At 66.9% G+C, this 16,195-nt stretch carries 14 protein-coding genes; 9 read left to right on the top strand and 5 right to left on the bottom strand.

The features are described 5' to 3' along the window. Positions 1-286: 286 nt before the first annotated feature. Genes M9955_07735 through mnhG form a run of 6 tightly spaced genes read left to right on the top strand, consistent with a single transcriptional unit; the run spans position 287 to position 6,330 of the window. Positions 287-3,199 carry a monovalent cation/H+ antiporter subunit A gene (locus tag M9955_07735; protein ID MCO5081537.1) on the top strand — a complete coding sequence of 971 codons (2,913 nt, stop codon included), beginning with the start codon at positions 287-289 and terminating at the stop codon, positions 3,197-3,199. After that, positions 3,199-3,537: a Na+/H+ antiporter subunit C gene (locus M9955_07730; GenBank protein ID MCO5081536.1), complete on the top strand. Its 339-nt coding sequence runs from the start codon at positions 3,199-3,201 to the stop codon at positions 3,535-3,537. The genes M9955_07735 and M9955_07730 overlap by 1 nt, the downstream gene beginning before the upstream one ends. Before the next feature lie 6 nt (positions 3,538-3,543). Beyond that, positions 3,544-5,160, top strand: coding sequence for a monovalent cation/H+ antiporter subunit D (locus M9955_07725; protein ID MCO5081535.1), 1,617 nt, complete (start codon positions 3,544-3,546; stop codon positions 5,158-5,160). After that, entirely contained in the window at positions 5,157-5,639 is a 483-nt protein-coding gene (locus M9955_07720; protein ID MCO5081534.1) for a Na+/H+ antiporter subunit E, read from the top strand. The genes M9955_07725 and M9955_07720 overlap by 4 nt, the downstream gene beginning before the upstream one ends. Then, complete coding sequence (locus tag M9955_07715; protein MCO5081533.1) at positions 5,636-5,917, top strand: K+/H+ antiporter subunit F; 282 nt, start codon at positions 5,636-5,638, stop codon at positions 5,915-5,917. Before M9955_07720 ends, M9955_07715 begins: the two co-directional genes overlap by 4 nt. After that, on the top strand, positions 5,914-6,330 hold the full coding sequence (mnhG, locus tag M9955_07710; protein ID MCO5081532.1) for a monovalent cation/H(+) antiporter subunit G: 417 nt from the start codon (positions 5,914-5,916) through the stop codon (positions 6,328-6,330). The genes M9955_07715 and mnhG overlap by 4 nt, the downstream gene beginning before the upstream one ends. A 407-nt stretch (positions 6,331-6,737) precedes the next feature. Here mnhG and M9955_07705 read toward each other — a convergent pair whose 3' ends face one another. From M9955_07705 to M9955_07685, 5 genes are all read right to left on the bottom strand, one after another. After that, the gene (locus M9955_07705) at positions 6,738-7,973 is read right to left on the bottom strand and encodes a CoA transferase (protein ID MCO5081531.1); all 1,236 of its coding nucleotides are present in this window, start codon (positions 7,971-7,973) and stop codon (positions 6,738-6,740) included. A gap of 87 nt (positions 7,974-8,060) precedes the next feature. After that, entirely contained in the window at positions 8,061-8,570 is a 510-nt protein-coding gene (locus M9955_07700) for an OsmC family protein (GenBank protein ID MCO5081530.1), read from the bottom strand. 54 nt (positions 8,571-8,624) lie between these two features. Next, positions 8,625-9,410 carry an ABC transporter ATP-binding protein gene (locus M9955_07695; GenBank protein ID MCO5081529.1) on the bottom strand — a complete coding sequence of 262 codons (786 nt, stop codon included), beginning with the start codon at positions 9,408-9,410 and terminating at the stop codon, positions 8,625-8,627. 1 nt (position 9,411) lies between these two features. Continuing rightward, the gene (locus M9955_07690; GenBank protein MCO5081528.1) at positions 9,412-10,251 is read right to left on the bottom strand and encodes an ABC transporter permease; all 840 of its coding nucleotides are present in this window, start codon (positions 10,249-10,251) and stop codon (positions 9,412-9,414) included. A gap of 60 nt (positions 10,252-10,311) precedes the next feature. Beyond that, entirely contained in the window at positions 10,312-11,289 is a 978-nt protein-coding gene (locus tag M9955_07685) for an aliphatic sulfonate ABC transporter substrate-binding protein (protein ID MCO5081527.1), read from the bottom strand. A gap of 257 nt (positions 11,290-11,546) precedes the next feature. Between M9955_07685 and M9955_07680 the strand changes: the two genes are divergently transcribed. The 3 genes from M9955_07680 to M9955_07670 all read left to right on the top strand — a co-directional run bounded on the left by M9955_07680 (position 11,547) and on the right by M9955_07670 (position 16,187). After that, the gene (locus tag M9955_07680) at positions 11,547-13,226 is read left to right on the top strand and encodes an NAD(P)/FAD-dependent oxidoreductase (GenBank protein MCO5081526.1); all 1,680 of its coding nucleotides are present in this window, start codon (positions 11,547-11,549) and stop codon (positions 13,224-13,226) included. A 228-nt stretch (positions 13,227-13,454) separates the two neighbouring features. Next, the gene (gene rhaS, locus M9955_07675) at positions 13,455-14,471 is read left to right on the top strand and encodes a rhamnose ABC transporter substrate-binding protein (protein MCO5081525.1); all 1,017 of its coding nucleotides are present in this window, start codon (positions 13,455-13,457) and stop codon (positions 14,469-14,471) included. Between the two features lie 213 nt (positions 14,472-14,684). Further along, entirely contained in the window at positions 14,685-16,187 is a 1,503-nt protein-coding gene (locus M9955_07670) for a sugar ABC transporter ATP-binding protein (protein ID MCO5081524.1), read from the top strand. The last annotated feature ends 8 nt before the right edge of the window (positions 16,188-16,195 follow it).

The following is a 16,195-nucleotide window of genomic DNA, read 5'->3' as shown; positions in this document are numbered from 1 at the left end:
CCGGCCGCCGTTCGCAACTGGACAAGCCGGGCTTTGATGCATACGAGCGGATGATCGCTTCATTTACCCACAGAAAAGGCAACGAGCATCGCATTGCAGGCAGCGGACACCGGATCAGGCAATTCATGCCGCCATGACTCGCAGACACCCGGCCTCGATCCTTTGGTGCCGGGCGCGTTGCAATGGGCGGCACGCAGCCTTCTGCCGGACGACGCGACGCTGCGATCGGTCCTGAAACGCCGAACATCTCCGCCATCGTCGGCGGCACGCGCGCCGGAGGCCCGCCATGTGGCATAGCGGCCTGCTGGCGCTGATGGTCGCGCTGCCTTTCGTCGGCGCGCTGTTTGCGGCGATGCTGTCCCCCAACGCGCGCAACGCGGAAGCCTGGCTCGCCGGCACCACCGCCACCGGCGGGCTGGCGATCGCCATCTCCGCCTATCCCATGATCTCCCATGGGGGCGTCATCCGCCACACGATCGAGTGGGTGCCGGCGCTCGGCCTCTCCATCACGCTGAGGCTCGACGGCTTCGCCTGGCTGTTCTCGATCCTGATCACCGGCATCGGCCTGCTCGTGGTCGTCTATGCCCGCTACTACATGTCGCCGAAGGACCCCGTCGCGCGTTTCTACGCGCTGCTGCTCGCCTTCATGGGCGCCATGCAGGGGCTGGTCGTGTCGGGCAACCTGATCCTGCTCGCCATATTCTGGGAACTCACCAGCATCTTCTCCTTCCTGCTGATCGGCTACTGGCACCACAACCAGGCCGCCCGCGACGGCGCGCGCATGGCGCTGACCATCACCGGGACGGGCGGCCTCTGCCTGCTGCTCGGCATGGTGCTGATGGGACAGATGGCGGGCAGCTACGATCTAGACGCCGTGCTGGCGGCCGGCGCCGCCATCCGCTCGCATCCGCTCTATGTGCCGACGCTGCTGCTCATCCTCGCCGGCGCGCTGACCAAGAGCGCCCAGTTCCCGTTCCATTTCTGGCTGCCCAACGCCATGGCGGCGCCGACGCCAGTCTCGGCCTATCTCCATTCCGCGACGATGGTGAAGGCCGGCGTCTTCCTGTTGACGCGCTTCTGGCCGGTGCTCTCCGGCACGCCTGAGTGGTTCACGCTGGTCGGACTGGCCGGCCTGACGACACTCCTTCTCGGCGCCTATTTCGCCATCTTCCAGCAGGACCTGAAAGGCCTGCTCGCCTATTCGACCATCAGCCATCTCGGCCTGATCACGTCGCTTCTCTCGTTCGGCAGTCCGCTCGCCGCGGTCGCGGCGATCTTCCACATGGTGAACCACGCGACCTTCAAGGCGTCTCTGTTCATGGCCGCCGGCATCATCGACCACGAGGCGGGCACGCGCGACATGCGGCGGCTCTCCGGCCTGTTCAGGGCGATGCCGTTCACCGCGACGCTCGCCATGGTGGCGAGCGCGGCCATGGCCGGCGTGCCGCTGCTCAACGGTTTCCTCTCCAAGGAGATGTTCTTCGCCGAGGCGATCGAGGAGCACCAGCGCTCGCTGCTCGACCGGATCGCGCCCTATGTCGCGACCGTCGCCGGCGCCTTCGCCGTCGCCTATTCGGTGCGCTTCATCCACACCGTGTTCTTCGGCCCCAGGCCGACGGACCTGCCCAAGGAGCCGCACGAACCCCCCGCCCTGATGCGCCGTCCGATCGAGCTGCTGGTCATCCTGTGCGTGGTGGTCGGCACCATCCCGGCACTGAGCATCGGCCCCTTCCTCAATGCCGGCGTGATCGCGGTCCTCGGCGAGCGGACGCCGCAATACAGCCTTTCGGTGTGGCACGGCTTAAACATCCCGCTGCTGATGAGCGTCATCGCCATGGTGGCGGGCCTCGGCCTCTACTGGCTGCTGCGCGGCTATCTGCGCGATTGCGAGGAGGGCCCGCCCTTCTTCCGCAACTTCAAGGGCCAGCGCATCTTCGAACGGGTGCTGATCACGGTGAGCTGGCGCTGGGCGAGGATGCTCGAGGGCGTCCTCGCCACGCGGCGCCTGCAGCCGCAGATGCGCCTTCTCGTCGCGGCGGCGGTGCTGGCCGGAATCTGGGCGATGTGGGGAATGGGCCATGCCATCCCGTCGCTCAGCGTGCACGGGCTCGACCCCGTGCTCGGCGTGCTGTGGGCGATCGGCGCCGTCTGCGCCGTGGCGGCGGCCTATCAGGCGAAATACCATCGCCTCGCCGCGCTGATCCTGATGAGCGGCGCGGGCCTTGCCAGCTGCATCTCCTTCGTCTGGCTCTCGGCGCCCGATCTCGCGGTGACGCAGCTCCTCGTCGAGATCGTCACCACCGTGCTCATCCTGCTCGGCCTGCGCTGGCTGCCCAAGCGCCAGCAGATCCCGGAGGACGACTCCGCCCATTCCAAGCGCCTGCGCCGGCATCGCGATTTCGCGCTCTCCGTCTTCAGCGGCATCGGCGTTGCCGTGCTGTCCTATTTCATGATGCTGACGCCGCGCGCGCCGTCGGTCGGCGACTTCTATCTGGAACGGGCCTATTCCGAGGGCGGCGGCACCAATGTCGTCAACGTTATCCTCGTCGATTTCCGCGGCTTCGACACGATGGGCGAGATCGTGGTCCTCGCCATCGTGGCGCTGACGGTCTTCGCCCTGCTGCGACGCTTCCGGCCGGCGGAGGACAGCGCCCAGCTTCCCTACCAGCAGCAGGAGCAGGACGCATTCGACAACGTTCGCCAGGACCGCGAGGTGGGCGAGACGCTCAAGGACTACCTGCTCGTGCCGTCGGTCGTCATGCGCTGGATGTTCCCGGTCATCGTGGTGCTGGCGGCCTATCTCTTCATTCGCGGCCACGACCTGCCGGGCGGCGGCTTCGCGGCCGGCGTGACCATGGCGATCGGCTTCCTGCTGCAATATCTTGCCGGCGGCACGCGCTGGGTGGAGGAACGTCTGCGCATCCTGCCGGTGCGCTGGATCGCGGTCGGGCTGGTGGTTGCGGCGCTGACGGGTACCGGCTCCTTCATCTTCGGCTACCCCTTCCTGACCTCCTATTTCCAGTACACGCAGATTCCCGTCATCGGGAAGATGCCGACCGCCTCGGCCCTGCTCTTCGACCTCGGCGTGTTCAGTCTGGTGGTCGGCGCGACGGTGCTGATGCTGATCGCCATCGCCCACCAGTCACTGCGCATCCGGTCGCGCGCCTCGCGCGCCGAGCAGGACGGAGGGCGCGGCTGATGGAACTCGTGATCGCCGCCGCCATCGGCATCCTCACGGCGTCGGGCGTCTGGCTCATCCTGCGCCCGCGCACCTACCAGTTCGTGATCGGACTGGCGCTGCTCTCCTATGCCGTCAACATCTTCATCTTCAGCATGGGCCGCCTGCGGGTGAACGCGTCGCCCGTGGTCGACGGGTCGAACCCGGTCGACGTCGGAGCCTACACCGATCCCCTGCCGCAGGCGCTGGTGCTCACCGCGATCGTCATCGGCTTCGCCACGACCGCGCTGTTCCTCGTCGTGCTGATCGTGTCGCGCGGCCTGACCGGCAGCGATCACGTCGACGGAAGGGAGGGCTGACCGATGATCGCGGCACCCTCGCATCTCGCCATCGCGCCGATCCTGATCCCGCTCTTCGCCGGCGCGCTTATGCTCTTCTTCGAGGAGCGCGAGCGGCGGCTGAAGCTCGCCATATCGCTGATCTCGACCGTCGGGCTGCTCGCCGTGGCGATCACGCTGCTGGCGCGCGTCCATCTCGGCAGCGAGCCGCTGGCGATCGTCTATCTCGTCGGCAACTGGCCCGCGCCCATCGCAATCAATCTCGTCGTGGACCGGCTGGCGGCGGTGATGCTGGTTCTCACGGCGGCCCTGGCGCTGCCCGCCATCCTCTTCGCGCTGGAGCGCTGGGAACGGGTCGGCCCGCATTTCCATTCGCTCTTCCAGTTCCTGCTGATGGGGCTCAACGGCGCGTTCCTCACCGGCGACCTGTTCAACCTGTTCGTCTTCTTCGAGGTCATGCTCGCCGCGTCCTACGGCCTGGTGCTGCACGGCGGCGGGCCGCAGCGCGTGCGCTCCGGCCTGCACTACATCGCCGTCAACCTCGTCGCCTCGCTCATCTTCCTCATCGGCATCGCCATGGTGTTCGGCGCGACCGGAAGCCTGAACCTCGCCGAGATCGCGGTGCGCGCCGAGACGCTGCAGGGTTTCGCCCAGCCGGCCCTCTATGTCGGGCTCGCCCTGCTCGGCCTCGTCTTCCTGGTGAAGGCCGGCATGTGGCCGCTCTGCCTGTGGCTGGTGCCGGCCTATTCCGCAGCGGCCGGCCCGGTCGCGGCCGTCTTCGCCATGCTGAGCAAGGTCGGCATCTATTCGCTGCTCAGGCTGGCCCTGCTGCTGCCGGGCGACGGCGCGGCCTTCGGCTCGGTCGTCATCTTCATCGGCGGCGCGGCGACGCTCGCCTTCGCCTCGATCGGCGTTCTCGCCTCGCAATCCATGAAGCGGGCAAGCGCCTATTTCATCCTGATGTCGTCCGGCACGCTGCTCGCCGCTTTCGGCATTTCGGTGCCGGGCGGCACGGCGGGCGCATTGTTCTATCTGCTCAGCTCGACGCTGACGGTCAGCGCGTTCTTCATGCTGGTCGAGCTTCTGGAACGCGAGCAGGACATCACCGCCGGCGTTCTCGGCGTCACGCAGGAAGCCTATGGCGAGGGCGACGAGACCGAAGAGGACGACCCCGAGGTCGGCCGCGTCATGCCCGGCGCCGTCGCCGTGCTCGGCATCGGCTTCGGGCTTCTGGCGCTCAACCTGATCGGACTGCCGCCGTTCTCCGGCTTCCTGGCGAAGCTGGCGATCCTGACCGGCGTGCTGGGGCCAGGCACTGGCGACATCGGCGCCAGCGTCGGCATGCGGTCGGTTCTCGCTGTGCTGCTGCTGCTCTCCGGCCTCGTGGCGCTGATCGCGCTGGCGCGCGTCGGCATCCGCGTCTTCTGGGCGCCGGTGGAGCCGTTCATGCCCAAGGTGACGGTGATGGAGACCGCGCCCATCCTGCTGCTGCTCGCCATGCTGATCGGCGTGGCGGTGGCGGCGGGTCCGATCATCAACCTGATGGAGGCGACGGCCGCCGAACTGCATCAGCCCGGTCACTATCTGAACTCCGTGCTCGGCGCCGAGCGCGTGCCGCCCTTCGCGGAAAGGGAGGATCGATGAGGCTTCTCCCCTATCCCCTGCTCGGCCTCGGGCTGATGCTGATGTGGCTGCTGCTTGCCGGCTTCACCCTCGGCCAGTTCGTGCTGGCGGTCGCCGTGGCGGTTCTCGCCTGCCAGGCCCTGAAGGCGCTCGGCGAGAAAAGCCCGCACATCCGGCGCTGGCTCGCCATACCGGAGCTGACCGGCATAGTCCTCTACGACATCATCCGCTCCAACATGGCGGTCTCGTCGCTCCTCCTGTCCATACACGAACGGCCGAGGCATTCCGGTTTCATCACGGTGCCGATCCGCCTGCGGCATCCTTCGGGTCTCGCCATTCTGTCGATCATCATCACCAGCACGCCCGGCACGGCATGGCTCGACTACAATTCGGCGCGCAGCGAAGTGCTGATCCACGTTTTCGATCTGGTCGACAGGGAGGAGTGGGTCGATCTCATCGCCAACCGCTACGAACGCCTCCTGGTGGAGATCTTCGAATGAGCGCCACGATCCTCGCCGTCACGCTGTGGATCGTGCAGGGGGCGCTCGCTCTCGCCATGTGCCTTTGCGTGTTCCGGATGATCCGGGGGCCCCGCGCACAGGACCGCATCCTTGCGCTCGACGCGCTCTATGTCTGCGCCATGCTGGAGCTTCTGGCCTTCGGCATCCGCACCGGCTCGACGCTCTATTTCGAGGCGGCGCTGATCATCGGCATGCTCGGCTTCGTGGCGACGGTCTCGCTGGCGAAGTTCCTGATGCGCGGCGAGGTGATCGAATGACATTCACCTTCGCCGATGTTCCGCTCTGGGCCGCCGTCGCGGGTTCTGCCTTTCTGCTGCTCGGCGCAGGCCTTGTGCTGCTCGGCACAATAGGCCTCGTGCGCCTGTCCACCTTCTACGAGCGGATGCACGCGCCGACGCTGGGAACGAGCTGGGGCGCGGCCGGCATGGTCATGGGCTCGATGATCATCTTCAGCGCCTCCACCGGCCGCCTTGTGATCCACGAGATCCTGATCGGCGTCTTCGTGACGCTGACCACGCCGGTGACGCTGATACTGCTCGGGCGCTCGGCGCTTTTCCGCGACCGCTCGGAGAACAACCCGAACGTTCCCCGCGCGCCGGAAAGCGCCGACAACGTCAAGCCGCCGGACGAGGCGGAACATGGAACCGCAAGCGCGGACGCTTCGCCATAGACTTGGACCGGGGGGTCGCCCGGATCGCGAAAGGACCCGCCCTGTCTCCAGAGCGGGTCCGTTGCCTGGCGGAACTCGAAACTCTTCCGCGCGCCCATCTTTCCGACAGTTGGTAAAGGACCGGTTAGCGCAGCGGGACCAAAGGCCGCGATTCCCCGGCAAGCCCGACATGGACGACGGCCTCTTTTGATGGCATCTTCCAAAGGCGGGGGAGGGCCGGTTGGAGCGACGCAACAAGATCATCATCGCGCGCATATTCGTCGTGAGCATCCTCGTGCTGGGGATACATCTTTACCAGCAGAGCGAGGTTGTCGAAGTAGCCTCCAATCCGGTCGAGATCGAGTAGTCTCCTCGCCATTGGACTATCGCCGGCGAATACGAAACGCGACAGCGTCAGGCAGCGACGGTCATGCGCCGTCCTTCGCGGGCCCTGCGACGATCCCACGGTCGTGCAGATCTGCGATCGTCGCCGACGGCAGCCCGAGCGTGTCGGTCAGGATTTCGTCCGTATGTTCTCCCAGACGCGGAGCGCGAACGGCGCGGCCCCGCTCCGCGCCGACAAGAGTCGCGGCGGCACCGGGCGTCAGATATTCGTAGCCGGAAGTGTGCAGGACCATCGACAGCAGCGGATTGGCGGTCGAAAGATCGGGGTCCTCGGCCAGCGCCTCGCGCAATGTCCGGTACGGCCCCCAGCACACGCCTTTCGCGTCGAAAGCGGCGGCGAGCGGCGCAAGGTCGCGCTGCGCGACGGCGGCGGCCACCAAGGCGTCGAGCCGGTCGCGATGGCGGAAGCGCATGCCCTCGTCGCGGTCGAACGACACATTCATCTCGGTCTCGACGTCCTTGATCGCCGCGCCGATCTCCAGCGCCTCGACCAGGCCCGACCATTGACGGGTGGTGATCGCGACGATCATCATGCGCAGGCCGTCGCGGGTGACGAAATCACGCCCGAAGGCCCCGAAAAGGTCGTTGCCGTAGCGCGGGCGGTCGGCGCCCGAGACCGCCACCTCGGCGATCTGGCCGATATGGCCGAGCGAGGCGATGGCCATGTCGCTCAACGGCAGGCGGATTTCCTGCCCCTTCCCCGTCTCGCGCCGGTTGCGTTCCGCAGCCAGCAGCGCGAACGCCGCATAGGCTCCGGTGAGCAGGTCCCAAGCCGGCAGTACATGGTTGACGGGCTCGTCGCCCAGCGACGCGGGCCCGGTCATCTGCGGAATGCCGATGGCGCTGTTGACGGTGTAGTCGACCGCCGGCGTGCCGTCGGCGCGGCCCATTACCCTGAGCACGATCAGATCCTCGCGCCGCTGCCGCAGGCGATCGTAGGCGAGCATGCCGGCGGCGGGAAAGTTGGTCAGGAACATGCCGCGGTCGCTGCCGGGCGCGGCGATCAGCGCATGGACGAGTTCGCGCCCCTCCGGCGAGCCGAGATCGACGGCGATCGACTTCTTGCCCTTGTTCAGGCCTTCCCAGTAGAAGCTTGCGCCTTCGGGCGATAGCGGCCAGCGGTTGAAATCCGGCCCGCCGCCGATCATGTCGAAGCGGATCACCTCCGCGCCCATCTGCGCCAGATGAAGGCCGCAGGACGGCGCGGCGATGAAGGATGCGCCCTCGACGATGCGCATTCCCTTGAGCAGATCATACATGCGAGCTGGTTTCTCCGGTCGGCCCGCCTGCCTTATGTCGGAAGGTTTCCACCGCGTCCATACGGAAGGCGGCGCGGACTCTCCGGCTCACGCCCTGACGAGCGAGACGTCGACCTGCGGCCCGTTCCTGATCGTCTGGTAGACCACGCAATAGCGCTCCGTCAGCTTCAGCAGCTGGTCGAGCTTTTCCTGTTCCGCATCCGTGTCCACGGCGAAGCGCAGGCGGATTTCGGCGAAGCCCACCGGTGCGTCCTTGGCGACGCCGAGCGTCCCCCGGAAATCCAGATCGCCTTCAGCCGAAACCTCCGCGCCTCGCAGCGGGATTTCCAGCGCCGTCGACACGGCCTTCAGCGTTACGCCGGCGCAGGCCACCAGCGCTTCCAGCAGCATGTCGCCCGAGCAGAGTTCCAGCCCGCTGCCGCCGGTAGCGGGATGAAGGCCCGCCACCGCCAGCGCCCGGCCGGTCTCGACCTTGCAGGCGATGCTGGTGTCATCGAGCGAACCCTTCGCCTTGAGCGTGATCAGCCCCGCACCGGGGTCGTTGCGGTAGCATTCCTTGATCGGCGCCTGCATTGCGCGCAGTTCGGCGGCGTCCATGGCAAATCTCCTCAGTCATCTTTGTGATGGTGATGCGGACCGACGGAGCCCCCGTCAGATCGAATAGGTGGCCTCCAGCATCCGCTCCCGCATCGCCGTTGGCGATTCGCGCTCCAGCGAGCGGTCGAGCGAATCCAGCACCTGCCGCCGCGCCGCGTCGAACTCCTCGGAGCGCCGGTCGCGCGGCCGGGGCAGGCCGGGGTTGATCTCGTCAAAAATGCGGCCGGGCCGCGGCTTCATGACGAGGATGCGGTCGGCGAGCGCGATGGCCTCGTCCACATCATGGGTGACGAGCACGAGCGTCGGGCGCGAATCGGCCCACAGCGCCAGCAGATGCTCCTGCAGATCGGCGCGGGTGAAGGCGTCGAGCGCGGAAAAGGGCTCGTCCAGCAGAAGCACTTCCGGCCGGGGCACCAGGGCCCGAGCGATGGCGACGCGCTGCGCCTGTCCGCCGGACAGTTCGCGTGGCCACACATGCGCCTTGTCGGCCAGCCCGACGCGGTCCAGCGCGGTGTCGACCCGCGCGGCGCGCTCCGCCGCCGGCAGATGCCCGATGCCGAAGGCGACATTCTGCGCCACGGTGAGCCAGGGCAGCAGGCGCGGCTCCTGGAAGACGATGCCGATCTTCTCATGCGGCGCGCTGATCGTCGCGCCGTCGAGCGCGATGCGACCGCGCGTCGGGGCGTCCAGCCCGGCAATGGCGCGGAGCATGGTGGATTTGCCGCAACCAGAACCCCCGACGATCGCGACGATCTCGCCGAGGTCGACCGTGAGGCTGACGCCTTCCAGCGCGCGGACGCCGTTCGGATAGGTCTTGCTGACGCCTTCGAGGACGAGCATCTCAACTTGCCCCGACGCGCGAGAAACGGTCTTCCCAGCGCAGGAGCGGCCGCGTCGCCAGCACGATCAGCCAGTCGGTGATCTTGCCGAGTATGGCGAAGGCGACGATGGCCGCGACGATCTGCGCCGGCTTGCCGAGCTGCTGGCCGTCGATCAGCAGGTAGCCGAGGCCCTGCGACGCGCCCATGAACTCCGCCGCCACGACGAACATCCAGCCGAGGCCGAGGCCCGAGCGCAGGGCGACGACATAGGCCGGCAACACGGCCGGCAGCAGGATGCGGCGCACCATCTGCGGCCCCGACAGGCGGAAGACGCGGCCGACCTCGACGATCTTGCGGTCGACCGACATCACCGCGCCCATGACGCCGAGATAGACGGGGAAGAACACGCCGACCGCGATCAGCGTGATCTTGGAGGCCTCGAAGATGCCGAGCCAGAGGATGAAGAGCGGCACCCAGGCGATCGAGGGGATGGCGCGGAGCGCCTGCAAGGTCGGATCGAGCAGCCGCGAGGCGAAGGTGGAGTAGCCGGTGATCGCCCCGGCGATCGTGCCGGCAATGACGCCCGCGCCGAAGCCGAGCAGCACACGCGTCAGCGTCGCAAGCGCGTGGCTTTGAAGCTCGCCGCCCTTGGCGAGTTGCACGAATGTCTGGATGATCACCGATGGCGGCGGCACCAGCCTGCCGTTCGACAATCCGGCCCGCACGGCGATTTCCCAGCCGACGGCGAGCGCCACCGGCAGGAGCAGGCCGAGCAGGGGGCCGCCCAGCCGCGCGCGCCACGTCGTCCCGTGCCGCTCACCGGCGGCATCGTCGCCTATGCTGGTCTCCGCCACTGCCATCGAACGTCCTCGCGACGAGGCGGGCGGCCGTTGGCGCCGCCCGTCATCGCGCTGTCAGGATCAGTTTCCGGCCGGGACGTAGCTCGCATCGAGCAGGTCGTCCAGCGACTTCTGCACGTCGATGGCGGCGTCGAGCACGCCGGCCTTCTGCAAGGCCAGCCCCGCCTGCAGGATCGCGTCGCGCTGCGGCGCGCCGATGGCGCTGTTGCCAAGGTCGGTGCGCTCGCCGAGCTGCTTGTCCGCGACCGCTTCCGGCAGCTTCGTCGCGGCGACGAAGCTCGCCTTCAGCTCGGCCGGGTTCTCGATGGCGTATTTGCGGGCATGTTCGTAAACGCCAAGCACGCGGCGCACCAGATCGGGATACTGCTCCAGAAACTCCTGACGGGTCGAGAGCACGCCGTAGGTGTTGGCGTCGGCGTTGCGATGGAAGAGCACGCCGCCCTCGTTCAGTTCGACATTGGCCATCATCGGATCGAGACCGGCCCAGGCCTGCACGTCGCCGCGCACCAGCGCCGTCGCGCCGTCCGCGTGCTGGAGAAGCACGGGCGTGATGTCCTTTTCCGACAGGCCGGCATCCTGCAGGGCGCGCACCAGGAAGATGTGCGGATCGGTGCCGCGGGTTACCGCGACGCTCTTGCCCTTGAGGTCGACGACGCTGCTGATGCCGCTGTCCTTCAGCGTCACCAGCGCCGTCCATTCGGGCTTGGAATAGACGTAGATGGTCTTGATCGGGTTGCCGTTGATCTTGCTCACCAGTGCGGCGGCGCCGGCGCTGGAGCCGAAGTCGATCGAGCCGGCATTGAGGAATTCCAGCGCCTTGTTGGAGCCTGCGGACTGCACCCAGTTGACGGTGATGCCGTCCTTGGCGAATTCCTCTTCCAGCCAGCCCTTGTCCTTCAGGAGCATTGAGACCGGATTGTAGGTCGCCCAGTCGATGGTGATGGCGTCGGGCTTGTCGGCGGCAAATGCGCCCGTTGCCGGCAGAAGGCCGAGCGAAAGCGCGAGGCCAAGGAAAAGGCGGCGAGACAGAGACTTCATCGGAAAAACTCCCCCATGCGTTGGGCCGCGTCCTTGCGGCCCGGTTCATCGACCCGGACAAGCGTCCGGCATCAGCCTGCGGGAGGTTTTTTGCTCCGCGCTTTAGCTGCATTTGTTACGCGCCCGCAAGCTGCATGCTCAAATCGGCGCTCCTTTTCCTTTATAGGACGAGCATTTCCGCATTTAACCGGAACGATTTGCTTTCTTTTTGCCGTTTGGGGAATTTCATTCCAAGGAGTCGGTCTGGCGTAGGAGACATGCCGATCCCGGCACGTTGCGCGGCGTCGAGGGAGTGGATAGAGCGGTCGGCCATGCTGCGCCTCACCGAACTCAAGCTGCCGCTCGGCCATCCCACCGAAGCGCTGCGCGACGCGATCCGCGACCGCCTCGGCGTCGCGGACGGGGAGATCGTCGATTTCGCGATCGCGCGGCGGGCCAACGATGCGCGGCGCAAGTCGGCCATCCTGATGGTCTACTCCGTCGACGTGACGCTGCGCGACGAGGCGACCGTCGTCCGCCGTTTCGCCGGCAATCATCAGGTGCAGCCGTCGCCCGACACGGAGTACCGCTTCGTCGCCAGAGCGCCCGCATATTACAACAGGCCGAGGCCCATCGTGGTGGGCGCGGGGCCGGGCGGACTGCTTGCCGCGCTTGTTCTCGCCCAGATGGGTCTGCGGCCAATTATTCTTGAGCGCGGCAAGGTGGTGCGCGAGCGGACGAAGGACACGTGGGGCCTGTGGCGCAAGGGCGTGCTCGATCCGGATTCCAACGTGCAATTCGGCGAGGGCGGCGCCGGCACTTTTTCCGACGGCAAGCTCTACAGCCAGATCAAGGACCCGCGCCATCTCGGCCGCAAGGTGCTGAAGGAATTCGTCGCGGCCGGCGCGCCGCCGGAAATCCTAACCGAGGCGCATCCGCATATCGGCACGTTCCGGCTCGTCACCATGGTCGAGAGCATGCGCGAGACCATCCGCTCGCTCGGCGGCGAATACCGTTTCGGCCATCGCGTCGAGGATATCGAGATTTCCACCGCGGCGGACGGCACGCGGACACTGCGCGGCCTCCATCTCCATACCGGAGAATATGTCGAGACGGAGCATGCGATCCTCGCCGTCGGCCACAGCGCGCGCGAGACCTTCCGCATGCTGCACGGGCGCGGCGTCCACATGGAGGCAAAGCCGTTCTCCATCGGCGTGCGCATCGAGCACCCGCAATCATGGGTCGACAAGGCGCGCTTCGGCAGTTGCGCCGGCCATCCCGACCTCGGCGCGGCCGCCTACAGCCTCGCGCATCACTGCCGCAACGGCCGCACCGTCTACTCGTTCTGCATGTGCCCCGGCGGGCGCGTCGTGGCCGCCACCTCGGAGCCGGGGCGCGTCGTCACCAACGGTATGAGCCAGTATTCGCGCAAGGAGTTCAACGCCAATTCCGGGCTCGTCGTCGGCATCGATCCCGAGCGGGACTATCCCGGCCATCCGCTGGCCGGCATCGACCTCCAGCGCCAGTGGGAATCCGTCGCCTATGCCGCCGGCGGCGGCAGCTACGTCGCGCCCGGACAGCGGGTGGAGGATTTCCTCGCAGGCCGCGCCTCGACGGCCTTCGGCGAGGTGATCCCATCCTACAAGCCCGGCGTCCTGCCGACCGACCTCGCGCCATGCCTTCCATCGTTCGCGGTCGAGGCGCTGCGGGAGGCGCTGCCCGCGTTCGGCCGCCAGATCGCCCGCTACGATCATCCCGACGCGATGATGACGGGCGTCGAGACGCGCACCTCCTCGCCGGTCAGCATCCGGCGCGGCAAGGATTTCCAGAGCGTCAACACGCGCGGCCTGTTCCCGGCCGGCGAGGGCGCCGGCTATGCGGGCGGCATCCTCTCCGCCGCCGTCGACGGCATCAAGGTGGCAGAGGCGGTGGCCCTCAGCCTGCTCCAGGCAGCATAGGACGGCCACGCCGGCACCTCTCGTGAAAACTTACTGCCAATCGTTTGCGTCAACGTGTTGCGGCGGCGGATTTTGGTGATAGCTTGTAGCTGCGGCAGCGACGCCGATCAGGAGGATCGGCGCGTCGGGCCGGAACGGAGATCTTTCCGCCGAAACTCTCGGCGAAAAGCCGGAATGGCGCATGCCTGTCCGGTTTCGTGCATTATCGATGGCAGGGAGGAAATTGCCATGAAGACCACTCGTCGTACCGTATTGCAGCTTGCCGGCGGCGCCGCCGTCGCGCTGGCCGCCCCGGCGATCATCACCACGCGCGCCCGCGCCGCGGACAAGCGCATCGCGATGATCGTCAAGAATCTCGGGAACAGCTATTTCGACGCCTGCGCCAACGGCGCCAAGGAAGCGGCGTCCGAACTCGGCGGCATCGAGATCATCTACACCGCGTCGGCCAAGCCGACCGCCGAGGAGCAGATCGCGGTGATCGACGCGCAGATCGCGCAGAAGGTCGACGGCATCATCGTCTCGGCCAACGACGCCGACGCGCTGGTTCCGGTCGGCAAGAAGGCCGCCGACCGCGGCATCAAGATGATGAGCTTCGACTCGGCCATCGCGCCGGCCGGACGCCTCGTCCATCTCTCCGCCTCCTCGACGCCGCTGATCGGCGCCAAGCAGGTGCAGATGATCGCCAAGACGCTCGGCAACAAGGGCGAGGTCGCGATCCTCTCGGCCGCCTCCACCATGACCAACCAGAACTCCTGGATCGAGGCCATGAAGGAGGAGTGGAAGAAGCCGGAATACGCCGAGATGCCGCTTGTCGCGACCGTCTATGGCGACGATCAGGACGACAAGAGCTATCGCGAGATGCAGGGTCTGGTGAAGGCCCATCCGAACCTCAAGGGCGTCATCTCGCCGACCACGATCGGCATCCGCTCGGGCGCCAAGGCCATCGTCGACGGCGGCCTTGCCGGCAAGGTCTTCATCACCGGCCTCGGCCTGCCTTCGGAAATGAAGGACTATGTGCTCGCGGGCGCCTGCGATTCCTTCGCCATCTGGAACCCGGTGGAATACGGCTACTCCTCGACCATGATCATGGCCGACATCCTGAACGGCAAGGACACCGCCGAAGGCGCCAAGCTCTCTATGGGCAAGAAGGGCGAGACCACCGTCGGCAAGGACGGCGAGTGCATCATGGGCGAGCCCTTCGAGTTCAACAAGACGAACGTCGAGGAGTTCGCCAAGATCTTCTGATCTGGGCGCATGCCCACCTTCTCCCCTTGTGGGAGAAGGTGTCGCCCTCGAATTCACACAGCGAAGTCGAGACGGGGCGACGGATGAGGGGTGTTGGAAGAAATGAGACGCTGGCGAACCTTCCAGCACCCCTCATCCGACCTCGCTTCGTTCGGCCACCTTCTCCCACAAGGGGAGAAGGACCGTGTGCTCACAGGCCCCCAAACCCGAACAATGCCTGAACCCATTCTCACCCTTTCCGGCGTTTCCAAGAGCTTCCCGGGCGTCCGGGCCCTTCACGACATCAGCCTGTCGCTAAAACCCGGCCGCGTCACGGCGCTGCTCGGCGAGAACGGCGCCGGCAAGTCGACCATCGTCAAGATCCTCACCGGTATCTACAGGCCGGACGAAGGCGAGATCCGCGTCGGCGGCGAAATCCGCCACTTTTCGTCTCCCCGCGATTCCTGGGCGGCCGGCATCGCCGCGATCCATCAGGAAACGGCGATGTTCGACGAGCTCACCGTCGCCGAGAACATCTTCATGGGCCACATGCCGACCGGTTCGGCGCGGCTGGTCGACTGGAGCGAGATGCGGTCGAAGTCGGCCGAGCTGCTGAAACGCATCGACGCCGCCATCCCGACCGACTTCAAGCTGAAGCGGCTGTCGGTCGCCCAGAAGCATCTGGTCGAGATCGCCCGCGCGCTCTCGCACGAAGCGCGCGTCATGATCATGGACGAGCCGACGGCGGCGCTGTCGGCGAACGAGATCGACGATCTTTTCCGCATCGTGGCGCAGCTCAAGGCGGAAGGCCGCGCCATTATCTTCATCAGCCACAAGTTCGACGAGATCTTCCGCATCGCCGACGATTTCGTCTGCCTGCGCGACGGCGAGAAGGTCGGCGAAGGCGAAATCGCGTCCGTCACCGAGGCGCAGCTCGTGCGCATGATGGTCGGCCGACCGGTCGACCAGGTCTTTCCGAAGCGCGACGTGCCGATCGGCGAGGTGATCCTTTCGGTGAAGGACCTCTCCAACGCCACCGAATATGCCGACGTCTCCTTCGACCTGCGCAAAGGCGAGATTCTCGGCCTCTACGGGCTTGTCGGCGCCGGGCGTACCGAGGCGATGCAGGGCCTGTTCGGCATCACGCCGACGACACGCGGCGCGGTGAGGCTGGAGGGCAGGCCGCTCGCCATCGGCGCGCCGTCCGACGCCATCGCCGCCGGCATCTCCTACGTGCCTGAGGACCGTCAGGACCAGGGCGCGATCCTGTCCCTCGGCATCCGCGAGAACGTAACCCTCGCGAACCTTTTCAAACATGTGCGCGGGCTGTTCCTGTCGCGGTCGTCCGAGCAGGCGGAGACGCGCCGTCTCGGCAGGCGGCTGGCAGTGAAGGCGGCGAGCTGGGAGCAGCGGCTCGGCGAGCTGTCCGGCGGCAACCAGCAGAAGGTCGTCATCGCCAAATGGCTGGCGACGCGTCCCAAGGTCATCGTGCTGGACGAGCCGACCAAGGGCATCGACGTGGGCTCGAAGGCCGCCGTCCACGATTTCATCGGCGAACTGGCGGGCGAGGGGCTTGCCGTGGTCCTCATCAGCTCGGAACTGCCCGAGGTGATGGGGCTGGCCGACCGCATCATCGTCATGAAGGAAGGCCGCATCGTCGACGAGTTCCAGCGCGGCAAGTGGAGCGCCGAGCAGATCGTCGGCGCCGCCACCGGCGCCGCGAAGGAAGCCGCGTGATGGCGGGG

It is taken from the genome of Rhizobiaceae bacterium (assembly GCA_023953845.1).
Taxonomy (GTDB): domain Bacteria; phylum Pseudomonadota; class Alphaproteobacteria; order Rhizobiales; family Rhizobiaceae; genus Arvimicrobium.
The sequence above is the reverse complement of the archived record's forward strand: the minus strand, read 5'-3'. Positions and strand labels throughout refer to the sequence as shown.

Bases quoted from the DNA above. Each gene is read 5' to 3' on its own strand.
- M9955_07735 (MCO5081537.1), top strand. From the start codon at position 287: ATGTGGCATAGCGGCCTGCTGGCGCTGATGGTCGCGCTGCCTTTCGTC.
- M9955_07730 (MCO5081536.1), top strand. From the start codon at position 3,199: ATGGAACTCGTGATCGCCGCCGCCATCGGCATCCTCACGGCGTCGGGC.
- M9955_07720 (MCO5081534.1), top strand. From the start codon at position 5,157: ATGAGGCTTCTCCCCTATCCCCTGCTCGGCCTCGGGCTGATGCTGATG.
- M9955_07715 (MCO5081533.1), top strand. From the start codon at position 5,636: ATGAGCGCCACGATCCTCGCCGTCACGCTGTGGATCGTGCAGGGGGCG.
- mnhG (MCO5081532.1), top strand. From the start codon at position 5,914: ATGACATTCACCTTCGCCGATGTTCCGCTCTGGGCCGCCGTCGCGGGT.
- M9955_07705 (MCO5081531.1), bottom strand. From the start codon at position 7,973: ATGTATGATCTGCTCAAGGGAATGCGCATCGTCGAGGGCGCATCCTTC.
- M9955_07700 (MCO5081530.1), bottom strand. From the start codon at position 8,570: ATGGACGCCGCCGAACTGCGCGCAATGCAGGCGCCGATCAAGGAATGC.
- M9955_07695 (MCO5081529.1), bottom strand. From the start codon at position 9,410: ATGCTCGTCCTCGAAGGCGTCAGCAAGACCTATCCGAACGGCGTCCGC.
- M9955_07690 (MCO5081528.1), bottom strand. From the start codon at position 10,251: ATGGCAGTGGCGGAGACCAGCATAGGCGACGATGCCGCCGGTGAGCGG.
- M9955_07685 (MCO5081527.1), bottom strand. From the start codon at position 11,289: ATGAAGTCTCTGTCTCGCCGCCTTTTCCTTGGCCTCGCGCTTTCGCTC.
- M9955_07680 (MCO5081526.1), top strand. From the start codon at position 11,547: ATGCCGATCCCGGCACGTTGCGCGGCGTCGAGGGAGTGGATAGAGCGG.
- rhaS (MCO5081525.1), top strand. From the start codon at position 13,455: ATGAAGACCACTCGTCGTACCGTATTGCAGCTTGCCGGCGGCGCCGCC.
- M9955_07670 (MCO5081524.1), top strand. From the start codon at position 14,685: ATGCCTGAACCCATTCTCACCCTTTCCGGCGTTTCCAAGAGCTTCCCG.